This is a genomic window from Pseudomonas sp. FP1154 (genome assembly GCF_030687245.1).
Lineage (GTDB): Bacteria > Pseudomonadota > Gammaproteobacteria > Pseudomonadales > Pseudomonadaceae > Aquipseudomonas > Aquipseudomonas rhizophila.
Window position 1 is genome coordinate 2322793 of sequence record NZ_CP117465.1, and the last position, 14109, is coordinate 2336901.

Below are 14109 nucleotides of genomic sequence, written 5' to 3' on the forward strand. Positions count from 1 at the left end.
GTCGCCATCGCGAGCAGGCTCGCTCCCACAGTTTTTTTGGGGTGACCGCAAGATTCACATCCACCGCAGATCCCCTGTGGGAGCGAGCCTGCTCGCGATAGCGGTGCTATTTGACGACGTAGACCTTGCGTACATAAACGCTGCTGTCCCAGGCGCAGGGTGCATCCAGGGGGACGAATACGGTATCGCCGGCGTTGACCGTCAGGTCGTTTCCGTCGGCTGTCTGCAGGGTGACGCTGCCTTCGATCAGGTGCATCAGTTCATGCAGCTTGTGAGGCCTGGTCCGGCGGGTGTACGGCGTTGAGTCCCAGATCCCAATGCGCAGGTTGGTCGCTTTTTCGACAAACAGATTGTGCGAGCGACATTGCGGGGGTGGGCTGAGCAGTATTGCGTCGTCGGGGGCCGCCGAAGGCGAGAGCATCGTGTGCGTCGGGAGTGCTGTCAGCCCGGGCTCGCTGGCATTCACGCGCTGGGTATCGGCACAGAAGGCCCAGAAAGACTCGGGTTGCGCGTCGATCTCAACCGCCGTACCACGGGCGATCACCGCACTTTCACCGGCGCTGAGGCGCAGCGTTTGTGCCTGGCTGCGCAGTTCAACGCCTCCGGCATGCACCACGATCATTTCGCTGAAGGGATACTGGTCGCTACTGAACCGACCGCTGGCCCGGACGACACCAGCGGCGATGCCATCCGCCCCGGCATAAGCGATGAGCCTGTCGAACGGATCATTGGCCCCCAATGAGCCTGGGGTGAACGAGGTTGAGGCGGGGCTGCCGTCGGCATGCGCCAACAGCACTGCAGTGGGTTCGGGCATGAACATGATTCTCCAAAAAAGACCTGGATAAGCGATGGGATTGTCAGCCAACGGCCTGGGTCACCAGCACGAACTGCCGCACTGAGCCGGTCGCTTGCGGGGGCGTGCCACGAGCCATCTGGGCGACGGTGTCGACCTGCTTGAGGCCCGCTTCTTCGAGCCAGGGGCCCAGCCCCGTGTCGGAAGGAATGTCGATCCGAACGAATGCATCCGGCACCCGTGCCAGCAACACGGCGATCAGATGCCGGGCCTGTTCAGGGTTCTGCGCGATGACCGGACCGATGCAACGGCCACGACCGAAGGGGCGCAGCAGGGCGAAAGCGCACAACTGGCCGTCCCGCTCAATACCCACTGCATGCTCAACGACATCGAACAGATCGGTGAGCACGGCCTGACGGTCCAGGCCACTTCCCGCATTGGCCAGTCTGATCATTTGAGCGTGATCGGCTTCGGTCAGCGCGCGGCAGCGTTCGTCGTCGGCCAACCCCTGCGGTACAGGCGGTAAAGCCAGGCCCTGATGTTGCTGGATATGCCCAAAGTCAACGAATCCCTGGCTGGCATACAGCGGGGCACCGGCCAGCGTCGCATTGAGGATGGCAGTACGCGAGCCGCACGCTTCAATGGCCAGTTCCATCAGTTTGCGACCGATCCCCTGGCCCTGGTATTCGTCATCGACGATCACCAGGCCGATGGTGGCGTAGTCTCCCTGGGCACAGGTGAATGCAGTGCCGATCAAACGGCCCTGATCCTGAACGACAAAACCTTGGGCGACGCGCTGCAGCATCGCCCAGTCCTCCAGACGATGAGGCCATTTCAACTGCACGGATAAGGCGTGTGCCGAGGGGACATCGGTGGCGGTCATGGCACGATAGACGTAGTCAGGGCGTTTCGAAGTGGACATGGCAGATCACCATTGAGAGAGGGTGTAAACGGTCGGATTTATCCGCGGGTGATGCTTGTATCTCACCTGCAAGCAGGCCTGACAAGGGTCGCAAAACGATTCGGCAGGTTCCTTCTGCAACGCCTCTTGCGGCCACATTTCTTGCTCAAATCAGCGGCCGGGCCAGCAGTAAATACCGGATGGTTTTTTGCTCGATGCACCTCGTCACGCACGGTTCAGTAGCTGCGCTCACGGTCCACCAGGCCAAGCATCGTTTCGCCCCGTTGGTGGCGGCGAATATTGTCCAATAACACGCCAAACGCACTCTCGGGTTGAGTCATCGCTGCGATATGGGGCGTCAGTATTATTTGCCGATGGTTCCAGAACGGATGATCCGGCGCGGCCGGTTCCTGTTCCAGTACGTCGAGCACCGCCGCGCTCAGCTGGCCGCTGGCAAGCGCTTCAAGCAAATGCGCTTCTACCAGATGCCCTCCGCGGCCCATGTTGACCAGGGCCGCGCCCCTGGGCAGGTGTTGGAACAACTGACGGTTGAGAATTCCCTTGGTTTGTTCGGTCAGCGGCAAGACACACAGCACAATATCGCATTGGCTGAGGAAGGCCGGCAGTTGCCCGGTTCCGGCAAAGCACTCCACTCCATCAATGTGATGTTCACTGCGCGCCCAGCCCGACAAGGCGAAACCAAAGGGCTTCAAGGTGTTGAGTATGTGACGGGCCTGCAACCCCAGGCCCATGACCCCGACCCGGCGCTGCTGCGCAGGCACCAACCGGTGTGCTTGCCAGCACCGCTCGGTCTGTTGCTGGCGATAGCGCACCATGTCGCGGTGCAAGCTGAGTACGGCGAAACTGGCGTATTCGCACATGCCCTGACTGATGCCGGGGTCGAGCAATCGCACCACCGGCAGCGTCGCCGGCAAGCGCCCCAGATCCAGTTGATCGACCCCCGCCGACAAGGCGAACAGCACTTTAAGGTTGGGCAACACGGTTTCGATATCGTCCGGTGCCTGCCAGGCCGCCAGGTAACGAATATCCCGAGGATCGCCGATGTCCGGCCAGGCACGCCATTGGATATCCGGGGCATGTTTGGCGAACAGACGCTGCCATTGTTCGCCGCGGACCGGGTCAGCTTTATACAGCAGGGCCATGGGGCATTTCTCGCATGTAAAAGGGAAGTATCAAGCATGCCTCAATGTCAGAGCAGGATCTGTCGAAAGGGCCTGTGCAGCAGCACGAGGCTGCGTTGCAAGGCACCTCTGCCGGTAGATTCCATGGTGCGAGGCGCCCTTGGAGGATTCTGCTGTTTGTCGGGGTGTAAACAGTCGATCCGAATTTCTCAACGACCAAGTTCGGCTTAGACAATCGTGTCGAACGCTTAACCTGTGAACACACCGCAGCCGCTTCCTGGTTGCGAGGCTCACGATGGGAAATGCCATGAACAGTAAAGTCGAAGAAACCCCAAGTCTGCTCCGTCAGCGTGATCAGTTCGTGCCACGTGGCCTGGTCACTGCCCATCCGCTGGTGATCGACCGGGCCCAGGGCACGGAGTTGTGGGACGTGGACGGCAAGCGCTACCTGGACTTCGTCGGCGGCATCGGTGTGCTGAACATCGGCCACAATCACCCCAAGGTGGTCGCGGCGGTGCAAGCCCAACTGCAAAAAGTCACCCATGCCTGTTTCCAGGTCGTGGCCTACCAGCCTTATCTGGACTTGGCCAAGCGCCTGTGCGAAATGATCGGGGGTGAGCAAGCCTATAAGGCGGCGTTCTTTACCTCAGGCGCCGAAGCCGTAGAAAACGCGGTGAAGATCGCCCGAGCCTACACTCAGCGCTCGGCGGTGATCGCCTTTCGCGGCGGCTTCCATGGCCGGACGTTGCTGGGTACCACGCTCACCGGCATGAGCCAGCCTTATAAACAGAATTTCGGGCCGTTCGCGCCGGAGGTCTTTCATACGCCCTATCCGAATGCCTATCGGGGTGTCACCAGCGAAATGGCGCTCCAGGCGCTGGACGAACTGTTGGCGACTCAAGTGGCACCTGAGCGGGTCGCAGCAATCATCATCGAGCCGGTGCAAGGCGACGGTGGTTTCCTCTCGGCGCCCGTCGAGTTCCTCCAAGGCCTGCGCGCGCTGACGGAAAAACACGGCATTGTGCTGATTCTTGATGAGATCCAGACCGGGTTTGGTCGCACCGGTAAATGGTTCGGCTTCCAGCATGCCGGCATCCAGCCAGACCTGGTCACCGTCGCCAAAAGCCTCGCCGGCGGCTTGCCGCTGTCGGGTGTGGTCGGCAAGGCCGAAATCATGGATGCGCCGCTGCCTGGTGGACTGGGCGGCACCTATGGCGGTAACGCGCTGTCGTGCGCGGCGGCGCTGGCGGTGATTGACGCTTACGAGCAGGAACACCTGTTGGCCCGTGGCGAAGCCCTGGGCGAGCGTCTGCGTCAGGGGCTGTTACGTCTGCAAACCCGCTACCCGCGCATTGGCGACGTGCGTGGCAGCGGCTTCATGCTGGCGATCGAACTGATCAAGGATGACCTGGCGCGCACCCCGGATGCCGACCTCAACCAGCGCTTGATCGACGAAGCCCGGGCCGGTGGATTGCTGGTTATCAAGTGCGGAGTGTACCGCAACGTATTGCGCTTCCTTGCCCCTCTGGTGACCAGCGAGGCGCAGGTCGATGAGGCCTTGCAGATTCTCGACGCTGCGCTGGCACGGGTCATGGGCTGAAGGCCTGGTGTTCATGGCGTTTGCCAGGGCAAGCGCCAATGCAAATCAAAGGAGCGTGGATCGATGGGACATCAGCGGAGGCTTTACCCATGAGGTTGACTGAGTATCGGGCATTGTTGATCGACTGCGATGAGGTCCTGGTGGATCGGGACTCCGCCATCTGGACGGCGCTGCAGCCGCTGTTGGAAAACCACGGCGAATCGCCGGAAAAAACCCAGGTGCTGGCCGAGTTCGATGAGGTGCTGCAAGCGCTATATCCGCGCTTCGGCGAGTTGGGCTTCAGCGGTTTGCTGTGTTTCGCCCACCGTCAGTTGGCTGAGCGCTGGAAACTCAAGGTCAGTTGGGAGGAGGGCATGAGCTTCGCCCGCTCGGCCGCCGCCTGGACGTTGTTCGAGGATGCGCCGGGGGCGATGCTCTATCTGCGCAAGTTCTATCGCCTGCTCGTGTTGGGCGACCGCGATGCAGAAGACCGGGGCGCGTTGTGCGAGCGCCTGGGCATCGAGCCGGAGGATTTTATTTCACTGGCCAGTGACCCTTTGCACGATACCGTTTGGCTCAAGGCCAACGACCTCGATGCGCAGGCTATTCTTCAAGTGACCCGACCTGGCGCCCGTCCCGCCAAGGTTGGGGCGGTTTGCCTGATCTGTCGCAACCCCGACAACCCGCCCAAGCCGTGCGCGGGCCAGTATTGCATCAACAGCATGGCCGATCTGGTGGCTCAGCATCAGCTGTCTTTACGGTGCTGATTTTGTTAGAAGATTGTCTTACAAATGGCAGACAGAGGTAGGCGATGGAAGGTGTAGCGAAACTGGACCGGATCGACATCAGCATTCTGGTAGAGCTTCAAAAAGACGGTCGCATGACCAACGTCAGCCTGGCCGATGCCGTTGGCTTGTCCGCCAGCCCATGCCTGCAACGGGTCAAACGGCTGGAGTCGTTGGGGTACATCTCCAGCTACAAGGCCCATTTGAACCTGGCCAAGATTACCGACTCGGTGACGGTCTTCACCGAAATCACCTTGAGCGACCATAAGCGCGAGGACTTCGCCAAATTCGAGTCCAACATCCGCCTGGTGGATGAAGTGCTCGAATGTCACCTGATCAGCGGTGGCTACGATTACCTGGTGCGCTTCATGACCCGCAGCATCCAGGATTACCAGGATGTGATGGAAAGCCTGCTGGACAAGAACATCGGCATCTCCAAATACTTCAGCTACATCGTCATCAAGTCGCCTGTGCGCAAGGACGAGATTCCGTTGCGCAAACTGTTGCGGCACTGATTCAAAGGAAAAGGGGCCCCGTCATCCAGCGCTGTCCTCACTGGCGTGAATCAACGCACTCACCCGTCGGCCCAGGTCAGTCAAGCTGAAAGGTTTGGCCAGTACGTGGGTCGTGGTGTCGACCGAAACCAGATTTTTCCCCTCGGCAAATCCGGTGATGAACAACACTTTCAGCGAGGGATATCTGGCCTTCATTTCATTCGCCAGGCTGATGCCATTCATGGTTCCCGGCAGGCCGATATCTGTCAGCAATAAATCGATATGCTCGGTCTTATCGGCCTGCTTGAGGGCAGAGACGCTGTCCAGCGCATCGATGACGTGATAGCCGGTTTCAGTCAGGAATTCCGAGACCAACTGGCGAATCGCCGCTTCGTCATCCACCACCAGAATGGTTTCGTTGGCGCCGGGCTGCAAGGGTGCGGTGTCATCCAGATGCGCGCTTTTCACCCTGATGGGGGACTGGCTGACAACCGGAAAATACATTGTCACGGTCGTACCCACGCCGACGCTGCTCTGAATCTTCACCTGCCCTCCGGATTGCTGGGCAAACCCGTAGATCATCGACAGGCCCAGGCCGGATCCTTCGCCAATGCGCTTGGTGGTGAAGAACGGATCGAACACCCGAGACAGGATGTCGGCGCTGATCCCCGTGCCCGAGTCGGTGACCGAGATCGCCACATATGGGCCCGGCGGCATCATTTTTTCGCTGGAAGATGTCGCGTCGATAACGCAGCGTTGCACGTCAAGTTTCAAGGTTCCGCCACCGGGCATCGCATCCCGGGCGTTGATGGCCAGATTGAGCAGGGCGTTCTCCAGTCCATTGGGGTCGCATTTGATCGGATCATGCCCCCTGAAAGCGCATTCGACATGAATGCTCGGGCCCACGGAGCGTCGGATCATTTCTTCCAGGCCGGCCACCACTTTGCGCGGTTCGAGAACTTCCGGTTCTAGCGATTGCTGCCTGGAAAATGCCAGCAGGCGCTGGGTCAGTGCGGCTGCGCGTGTCGCTGAGGTCAGGGCGACGGAGTTGTAGCGAGACAGTTCGTCGTAGCGTTGACGGTCGATGTGCCGTTGCATCAGCTCAAGGCTGCCACTGATGCCAGCCAGCAGGTTGTTGAAGTCGTGGGCAATACCCCCCGTCAGTTGGCCTACCGCTTCCATCTTCTGACTTTGCCGCAGTTTCGACTCGGCCAGCGCACGCTCCTGTTGTTCGGCTTCAAGCTGCTGGGTACGGGTTGCAATCCGGTCTTCGAGCAGGTCGTTCCAGTCCCTGAGCGCCGCCTCCAGTTGCACCCGCTCGTTGATGTCTTCGACGGTGCCATACCAGCGCTCGCATCGTCCCTCGGGATCCAGGCTACAAAACGCGCGGATTCTGAACCATCGATATTCCCCCGTGGATTTTCGCAACTGGATCTGTGCGTCGAAGGGTTGCAAACTCGCCAGCGACTGATTCCACAACCGGGCAAATGATATGCGGTCATCGGGGTGCGTTGCGTTCAACCACTGGCGCCCCAGTGTCTGTTCCGGCGACCGTGCGGTGTATTCATACCAGCGTTGATCCAGCGATGTCACCGCGCCATGGCTGTCGGCCGTCCAGGGCCAGAGTGGATTAAGCTGCGCGGCGATTCGATAGTGTCTTTCGCTTTCCCGCAATTTTTCTTCAGTCAGGCGCATGGCCTGCATGGTTTTGGCGCGTTTCAACGCCGCACCCAGCAGGTTGCTGTAGACGCGCAGAAAGTCGATGTCGCTCTCGCTAAACTGCCGGGGGCTGCGGCTGTCGACTTCGAAGATGCCGAAGGGGCGCGTCTCGGTGGCGCCGTGTACCAGCACATTGACGAACGCTTGGACGCCGTTGCGCGTTTGGAAGTCGTGATAGTGAAAGCGTGTTTCTGTCGCAATGTCCGTGGAAATGACGGCGCCGCCGGAGTCCAGGGAATACCGTTCCGGGGTGCCTTCCAGTGCCTGAACCCGGACTTCGCCAACGACCCCCGGCAACCAGCCCACACCGTTGCGCACCAGGAAAGTGACACCGTCGTCTTCCAGCGACATGAACTTCGCCAGATGGGTTTCCAGTGCTTCACCGACCAGACGACACGCCTCGTCGAGGATGTGTTCAAAATCGTCTGAAACCAGGGCTAGCTCGCCGAACTCGGCAAGTACCTTGCGTTGACGTAATAAAGTGTCTTCGATTGTCATGTGGATCACCCTTGGTACGTCTTGAATATCCGAGGGTTGCAGGACGGCTAGGTTCACATGAATTGATAAGCGTGCCGACCACAAGCCGTTTGACGTGAGAGGCGTAGAACGCAAAAGCCCTTCCTGAGAAGGGCTCTGCAAAGTGGGCGCAGAATCTGGGCGCCCCTGGACAAAGGTGGGAGCGAGTCTGCTCGCGATGGCGCTAGGTCGCCTGGTCGGGGTCGTGAATGTTCCGACGCTATCGCGAGCAGGCTCGCTCCCACACAGGTCATGCAGTGCATGTCATTGTTTTATTCCTGAAGAAACGTCAGCAGATCCTGGTTCAGCCGGTCCTTGTGCGTATCGGTCAGGCCATGCGGCGCGCCGGGGTAGACGATCAGACGTGCACCCTTGATCAGCGCCGCCGAGGCCCGACCGGAAGCATCAATGGGAACAATCTGATCATCGTCTCCATGAACGACCAGCGTCGGCACATCGAACTTCTTCAGGTCGTCGCGAAAATCGGTGGCCGAGAAGGCCGCGATCGACTCATAGGTGTTCTTGCTGCCCGCCTGCATGCCCTGCACCCAGAACGACTGGATCAGCCCTTGGGATGGCTTGGCACCCTCGCGGTTGAAACCGAAGAATGGACCGGAGGCGATGTCCAGGTAAAGCTGTGAGCGGTTCTCCAGGGACGCCTTGCGCAGCCCGTCGAACACCTCGATGGGCAGACCGCCGGGGTTGGTTTGGGTCTTGAGCATCAGCGGTGGGACGGCGGAAACCAGCACGGCCTTCTTCACCCGGCTTGTACCATGGCGACCGATGTAGCGAGCCACTTCGCCGCCCCCCGTCGAGAACCCCACCAGGGTGACATCCTTCAAGTCCAACGCTTCAATCACCGCCGCCAGATCGTCGGCGTAGTGATCCATATCGTTGCCTTCCCACGGCTGGCTGGAGCGGCCATGACCGCGACGGTCGTGGGCAACGACGCGATAACCCTTCGAGGCGAGGAACATCATCTGCGCTTCCCAGCTGTCGGCGTTCAGCGGCCAGCCGTGACTGAAGGTGACTACCTGGCCATCCCGTGGACCCCAATCCTTGTAGTACAGCTGCACGCCATCCCGGGTGGTGATATAGCTGGCGGACTGGATCATGCTGCCGACGGCGGACATGCTCGCAGCGGTCTGGGCGGGGGAGGCAGCTTCTGCGCTGAGGGTTGCCAGTGCCAGCGTCGCGATGGCCATGGTGCGGTTGAGTGTGTTCATCGTCTCTCTCCATAGGGGTCGGTTTGACCTGTCGCGACCGCCGTCGATCGCGTTGGTGGGCAGATTAGAGAGAGAGGCTGCTACCGAGAACCGCTGCGCTATCGATAGCTGCTATACGCATAACCGATGGTTGCGGCGCGCTTGGATGGACCCCCTACGCTGGAGCACTCAAGCGGGCTCCAGTTCCGCGCTGAGATAGACCTGGCGGCGCAGCCATTGATGGCCGGCATCCTTGTTATTGCGCGGGTGCCAGGCCAGCACCAGGCGCAGCGCCGTCAGCTCGAGGGGTGGTTCGAACAGGTCCAACCGGTCGCGGTACTGGCAGAGGAAGCGCGAGGGCAGTGTGCACAGGGTATCGGTGGACGCAACGAGCAGCGGCGCCAGTGCATAATTCTGAATGGAGAAGGCGACGTTGCGAACCTGGTTGATCTCCACCAGTGCCTCGTCGACCACCCCGGCAAAACGCCCGCCTTCCGAGGACACGAGCACATGATCAAGGGCGCAAAACGTCTCGAGATCAAGTGGTCCCGTGCCGCGAGGATGGCCCTTGCGCTGGGCGGTCAGGAAGCCATCCTCCCAAAGAGGTCGCTGCATGAGGTCGTCGCGAAGAGCGCCTGGCACGGTGATCAGAAGATCGATCTGGCCTTGCTCAAGACGCTCGAACACGTCGCGTGGGGGATGGATGAACGCCAGCTTTGCATGCTTTGCCTCATGCTTCAGACGGGCGCAGAGATCCGGCGCCAGAACGGCCGCCGGCGTTTCGAACAAGGCGATGACGAAGGTGCGGGTCGTGGTGGCCGGATCGAAACGTTCCGGTTGACTGACCAGGCGTTTGAGTCCTTCGAGCACTTGCAGCAACTCTTGCTCCAGTGCCTGCGCCCGGGGCGTGGGGACCACGCCACGACCGTTCGCCGCCGGGACGAACAACGGATCCGCCAGGATATCCCGCAGACGCGCCAGCCGTGCCGACAGAGCCGGTTGGCTGATGCCCAACTGGGCAGCGGCACGCGTGACATTGCGCTCTTGCAGCAGCGCCTTGAGTGCCAGCAGCAACGCTCCGTCGAAATCTGTGTAGTTCATCTTCATCTCCCGATCAGCGCCATCAGACAGGCTGCTGTGCGGGCATGAAATCAAACAAGGTGCCGGTCTGTATAGCGTTGCGCAGGTGGGAGCGAGCCTGCTCGCGAAATCGGTGTATCAGTCAGCAAAGATGTTGAATGTGCCGCCGCCATCGCGAGCAGGCTCGCTCCCACTCTTGATCGGCGCCAGCCGCAGAATCTTCATTCACCGCAGATCCCCTGTGGGAGCGAGCCTGCTCGCGAAAGCGGTGTGTCAGTCAGCGCCGATGGGGAATGTGCCGCCGCCATCGCGAGCAGGCTCGCTCCCACCCTTGATCGCCGCCAGCCGCAGAATCTTCATTCACCGCAAATCCCCTGTGGGAGCGAGCCTGCTCGCGAAATCGGTGTATCAGTCAGCAAAGATGTTGAATGTGCCGCCGCCATCGCGAGCAAGCTCGCTCCCACCCTTGATCGCCGCCAGCCGCAGAATCTTCATTCACCGCAAATTCCCTGTGGGAGCGGGCTTGCTCGCGAAAGCGGAGTGTCAGTCAGCGCCGATGGGGAATGTGCCACCGCCTTCGCGAGCAAGCTCGCTCCCACCCTTGATCACCGACAGCCGCAGAATCTTCATTCACCGCAAATCCCCTGTGGGAGCGGGCTTGCTCGCGAAAGCGGAGTGTCCGTCAGCGCCGATGGGGAATGGGCCGCCGCCATCGCGAGCAGGCTCGCTCCCACCCTTGATCGCCGCCAGCCGCAGAATCTTCATTCACCGCAGATCCCCTGTGGGAGCGAGCCTGCTCGCGAAAGCGGAGTGTCAGTCAGCAAAGATGTTGAATGTGCCGCCGACATCGCGAGCAGGCTCGCTCCCACCCTTGATCACCGCCAGCCGCAGAGTCTTCATTCGTCGCAAATCCCCTGTGGGAGCGAGCCTGCTCGCGAAAGCGGTGTGTCAGTCAGAGCCGATGGGGAATGTGCCGCCGCCATCGCGAGCAGGCTCGCTCCCACCCTTGATCACCGCCAGCCGCAGAATCTTCATTCACCGCAAATCCCCTGTGGGAGCGGGCTTGCTCGCGAAAGCGGTGTGTCAGTCAGCAAAGATGTGGGATGTGCCTACGCCATCGCGAGCAGGCTCGCTCCCACCCTTGATCACCGCCAGCCGCAGAATCTTCATTCACCGCAGATCCCCTGTGGGAGCGGGCTTGCTCGCGAAATCGGTGTATCAGTCAGCAAAGATGTTGAATGTGCCGCCGCCATCGCGAGCAAGCTCGCTCCCACCCTTGATCACCGCCAGCCGCAGAATCTTCATTCACCGCAAATCCCCTGTGGGAGCGAGCCTGCTCGCGAAAGCGGTGTGTCAGTCAGAGCCGATGGGGAATGTGCCGCCGCCATCGCGAGCAAGCTCGCTCCCACCCTTGATCGCCGCCAGCCGCAGAATCTTCATTCACCGCAAATCCCCTGTGGGAGCGAGCCTGCTCGCGAAAGCGGAGTGTCAGTCAGCGCCGATGGGGAATGTGCCGCCGCCATCGCGAGCAGGCTCGCTCCCACAAGATCAAGCGTTTTAGTCGCGATTGCGATACTGGGCCGGCACCCACTCATACTTTCCGGCCTCGCGTCGAATATGGCCGATACCGGGGAAGGGCAAATGCGCGACCGCAGACAGGCGCATTTCATCGGCTGAGGTTTCGAACTGACGCAGCCGCTGGGCTCGTGCGTTGTCCTGATTGACGTCAAAACTGATGGTCACCTCGGGCCGGGCGAACTGGATCAGACCGACGTGCAGGATATCCCCCCAGAAATCGAGGCTTTGACCCTGACTCTCGACCCTGTAGAAGCTATGGCCCGGCGTGTGGCCCGGTGTCGGGATGGCGGTGATGCCGGGGAGGAGGGTGGTCTTTGCGGTGAACGTCTTGACCTTGCCCGCCTCAAGGTAGGGGCCAATCGTCTTGCGCGCTTCTTCCAGGTGCTTGGGTTCGAGTCCGCTGCTCAGGTTGGCCGGATCCAGGAAGAAATCCACATCGGCCTGACCCACGTGAATGGTCGCGTTGGGGAATAGCATCTGCCCATCCCGCGTCAGCCCGCCGGAATGATCGGTGTGAATGTGGGTGATCAGAATGTCGCTGATCTGCTCCGGCCGATAGCCAGCGGCGGCCAGGCTCTGGGGCAGTTTGCCGGCTACATTGCCGAACAGTTCGCCGGCGCCTGTATCCACCAGTACCAGATGAGAACCGGTGTCGATTACGTAGGCGTTGATCGAGGTTTCCACCGGGTTACGGACGAAGCCTTTCTGCAACAGCGCGTCTATTTGCCCGGTGCTGATGCCCCGCAGCAGCGGGTGAAGATTAAGCGGTAGCGTACCGTCGCTCAGTGCGGTGACCTGTACCTCACCCACTTGGAATCGATAGACGCCCGGCAGCTGGGATTTGTGTGATCGCGAGGCTTCTATTGGCGTTGCGGTGGAAGTCAGGGGGTAGATCGCAGCCGTGAGAAAAAGGGCAGCTAGCAATGTTGTGCGATGGAGAATGGATTGGGTGTGCATGGCAGGAATCCTGGGCAGCGCGAACCTCATTGATCGCTGGAGCAAAGATAAGGCGACGGCGGTGCGGGGGGAACGCCTGCCTCGGTTATACGACGCATCGTTGTGGCTAATGGCTGGGGGCAGTGACGCGCTTGGGTGAGCCCGTGGCGAGGGGATTTATCTCCGCTGAAGGGGGCGCACCAACTGTTTGGTGCGTGTTTAAGGCTATGCTTATCAGGTCCCCCATAAACACCAGGCTGCCCATCAGGAGAACCCGTGAAACAATCGACACCTGTCGCAGCGCTGCTCTGTCTGCTGCTCGGTACTGGCGTTGCCAGGGCCGAGCCGTATCAGGTGGTCACCGAAGAATGGGCCCCGTACAACTATCAGGAGAACAACCAGCTCACCGGCATGACCACTGAAATCGTGCGAGCCATCATGGCACTGACCGGGGATGACTTCGAGGTGCTGCTGCAGCCCAGCATGCGCGCCACCCAGGTACTGAGGACCCGAAGCAAGACCATCATGTTCTCGCTGTTTCGCACGGCGGAGCGCGAGCCGTTGTACAAGTGGGTCGGGCCGATCGTGGAAGAGTCCATTCATGCCTATCAGTTGGCCAGTACGCCGCCGGTGAATTCCCTGGAACAACTGCTGCACGCCCCGCAGATCACCACGCGACATGCCGGCCTGGTGCCGCAGATGCTGCAGTCGCTGGGCTTCAACAACCTGGACAAAAGTGCAACCGAGAGCAAGCTGCTCTACCGCATGCTGCTCGCCGGGCGGACCAAGATCATCGTAGGTGACACCGATGCCGGGGTGGCTTACTACAGCCGCCAGTTGAATATCGCACCGGGCACACTGCGCAAAATCCCCATCGAACTCTATCGGTCATCGCTGTACATCGCCTTCAGCCTTGACTCTGACGATGAGGTGGTGGCCGCGTGGGCCAAGGCTTTGGAGCAGTTGCGGCGCTCAGGGGAGGTGGAGCGGATTCAGCGGCGGTATGAGCGGCCCGTCGGGCAATAAGGGCGATGGCGATGTCGCCTGGCCGTTGGGCCGACAAGTTGTGGTGCAGTTGTTGGTGACCACCGATCAGAGGCTCGCGGCCCTCCACCTGCGAGAGAAAGAACCGCTCCCCGATCAGCTCTCCCACCACTGCCAGCACCAGTGGTAGGCGACATACCGCCTGAACCTTCGCATCGTCGTCCAGCATCGAGTAACGCCAGTCCAAGCCACGCGGCACTGGCCACTGGTCCGACGGTTTCACCCCGGCATCGAACACGGCACGCAGGCCATCCAGCCACTCGGCCGGGATCGCTTGGCGGACAGGGCATAGCCGTCCTGATGCAATTGTTTGCGGTCGATCATGGCGTTCTCGGTT

Annotated in this window: 11 protein-coding genes and 1 pseudogene; 4 read left to right on the forward strand and 8 right to left on the reverse strand. The window is 60.7% G+C overall.

Annotated features, from left to right (window positions below; genetic code table 11):
• Window positions 1-106: 106 nt before the first annotated feature.
• From PSH91_RS10625 to PSH91_RS10635, 3 genes are all read right to left on the reverse strand, one after another.
• Window positions 107-814 (reverse strand): cupin domain-containing protein, encoded by a 708-nt coding sequence (locus tag PSH91_RS10625; RefSeq protein ID WP_107323294.1) that lies wholly within the window; start codon window positions 812-814, stop codon window positions 107-109.
• Between the two features lie 43 nt (window positions 815-857).
• On the reverse strand, window positions 858-1715 hold the full coding sequence (locus tag PSH91_RS10630; RefSeq protein ID WP_305468138.1) for a GNAT family N-acetyltransferase: 858 nt from the start codon (window positions 1713-1715) through the stop codon (window positions 858-860).
• 215 nt (window positions 1716-1930) lie between these two features.
• Window positions 1931-2857, reverse strand: coding sequence for a glyoxylate/hydroxypyruvate reductase A (locus PSH91_RS10635; RefSeq protein WP_107322775.1), 927 nt, complete (start codon window positions 2855-2857; stop codon window positions 1931-1933).
• A gap of 286 nt (window positions 2858-3143) precedes the next feature.
• Between PSH91_RS10635 and gabT the strand changes: the two genes are divergently transcribed.
• The 3 genes from gabT to PSH91_RS10650 all read left to right on the forward strand — a co-directional run bounded on the left by gabT (window position 3144) and on the right by PSH91_RS10650 (window position 5715).
• Entirely contained in the window at window positions 3144-4436 is a 1293-nt protein-coding gene (gabT, locus tag PSH91_RS10640; RefSeq protein ID WP_305468140.1) for a 4-aminobutyrate--2-oxoglutarate transaminase, read from the forward strand.
• Window positions 4437-4525: 89 nt separating this feature from the next.
• The gene (locus tag PSH91_RS10645) at window positions 4526-5182 is read left to right on the forward strand and encodes an HAD family hydrolase (protein ID WP_160892883.1); all 657 of its coding nucleotides are present in this window, start codon (window positions 4526-4528) and stop codon (window positions 5180-5182) included.
• A gap of 44 nt (window positions 5183-5226) precedes the next feature.
• Window positions 5227-5715 (forward strand): Lrp/AsnC family transcriptional regulator, encoded by a 489-nt coding sequence (locus PSH91_RS10650; protein ID WP_076385388.1) that lies wholly within the window; start codon window positions 5227-5229, stop codon window positions 5713-5715.
• A gap of 21 nt (window positions 5716-5736) precedes the next feature.
• Here PSH91_RS10650 and PSH91_RS10655 read toward each other — a convergent pair whose 3' ends face one another.
• The 4 genes from PSH91_RS10655 to PSH91_RS10670 all read right to left on the reverse strand — a co-directional run bounded on the left by PSH91_RS10655 (window position 5737) and on the right by PSH91_RS10670 (window position 12749).
• Window positions 5737-7911 (reverse strand): ATP-binding protein, encoded by a 2175-nt coding sequence (locus tag PSH91_RS10655; RefSeq protein WP_139050623.1) that lies wholly within the window; start codon window positions 7909-7911, stop codon window positions 5737-5739.
• Window positions 7912-8201: 290 nt separating this feature from the next.
• Window positions 8202-9155, reverse strand: coding sequence for an alpha/beta fold hydrolase (locus tag PSH91_RS10660; protein WP_076385384.1), 954 nt, complete (start codon window positions 9153-9155; stop codon window positions 8202-8204).
• A 168-nt stretch (window positions 9156-9323) separates the two neighbouring features.
• On the reverse strand, window positions 9324-10235 hold the full coding sequence (locus tag PSH91_RS10665) for a LysR family transcriptional regulator (protein ID WP_083714446.1): 912 nt from the start codon (window positions 10233-10235) through the stop codon (window positions 9324-9326).
• Window positions 10236-11771: 1536 nt separating this feature from the next.
• Window positions 11772-12749, reverse strand: a complete 978-nt coding sequence (locus PSH91_RS10670; protein WP_305468143.1) for an MBL fold metallo-hydrolase — start codon at window positions 12747-12749, stop codon at window positions 11772-11774.
• Between the two features lie 255 nt (window positions 12750-13004).
• Here PSH91_RS10670 and PSH91_RS10675 point away from each other — a divergent pair, with 255 nt between their 5' ends.
• Window positions 13005-13754, forward strand: coding sequence for an ABC transporter substrate-binding protein (locus tag PSH91_RS10675; RefSeq protein WP_107322769.1), 750 nt, complete (start codon window positions 13005-13007; stop codon window positions 13752-13754).
• On the opposite strand, the pseudogene PSH91_RS10680 reads toward PSH91_RS10675, so the two are convergent.
• Window positions 13753-14096, reverse strand: a pseudogene (locus tag PSH91_RS10680) (phytanoyl-CoA dioxygenase); the annotation flags it as partial. The gene PSH91_RS10675 and the pseudogene PSH91_RS10680 sit on opposite strands and share 2 nt — an antisense overlap.
• Window positions 14097-14109 lie beyond the last annotated feature (13 nt).

Coding starts and splice junctions, on each gene's coding strand:
- PSH91_RS10625 (WP_107323294.1), bottom strand. CDS start 814: ATGCCCGAACCCACTGCAGTGCTGTTGGCGCATGCCGACGGCAGCCCC.
- PSH91_RS10630 (WP_305468138.1), bottom strand. CDS start 1,715: ATGTCCACTTCGAAACGCCCTGACTACGTCTATCGTGCCATGACCGCC.
- PSH91_RS10635 (WP_107322775.1), bottom strand. CDS start 2,857: ATGGCCCTGCTGTATAAAGCTGACCCGGTCCGCGGCGAACAATGGCAG.
- gabT (WP_305468140.1), top strand. CDS start 3,144: ATGAACAGTAAAGTCGAAGAAACCCCAAGTCTGCTCCGTCAGCGTGAT.
- PSH91_RS10645 (WP_160892883.1), top strand. CDS start 4,526: ATGAGGTTGACTGAGTATCGGGCATTGTTGATCGACTGCGATGAGGTC.
- PSH91_RS10650 (WP_076385388.1), top strand. CDS start 5,227: ATGGAAGGTGTAGCGAAACTGGACCGGATCGACATCAGCATTCTGGTA.
- PSH91_RS10655 (WP_139050623.1), bottom strand. CDS start 7,911: ATGACAATCGAAGACACTTTATTACGTCAACGCAAGGTACTTGCCGAG.
- PSH91_RS10660 (WP_076385384.1), bottom strand. CDS start 9,155: ATGAACACACTCAACCGCACCATGGCCATCGCGACGCTGGCACTGGCA.
- PSH91_RS10665 (WP_083714446.1), bottom strand. CDS start 10,235: ATGAACTACACAGATTTCGACGGAGCGTTGCTGCTGGCACTCAAGGCG.
- PSH91_RS10670 (WP_305468143.1), bottom strand. CDS start 12,749: ATGCACACCCAATCCATTCTCCATCGCACAACATTGCTAGCTGCCCTT.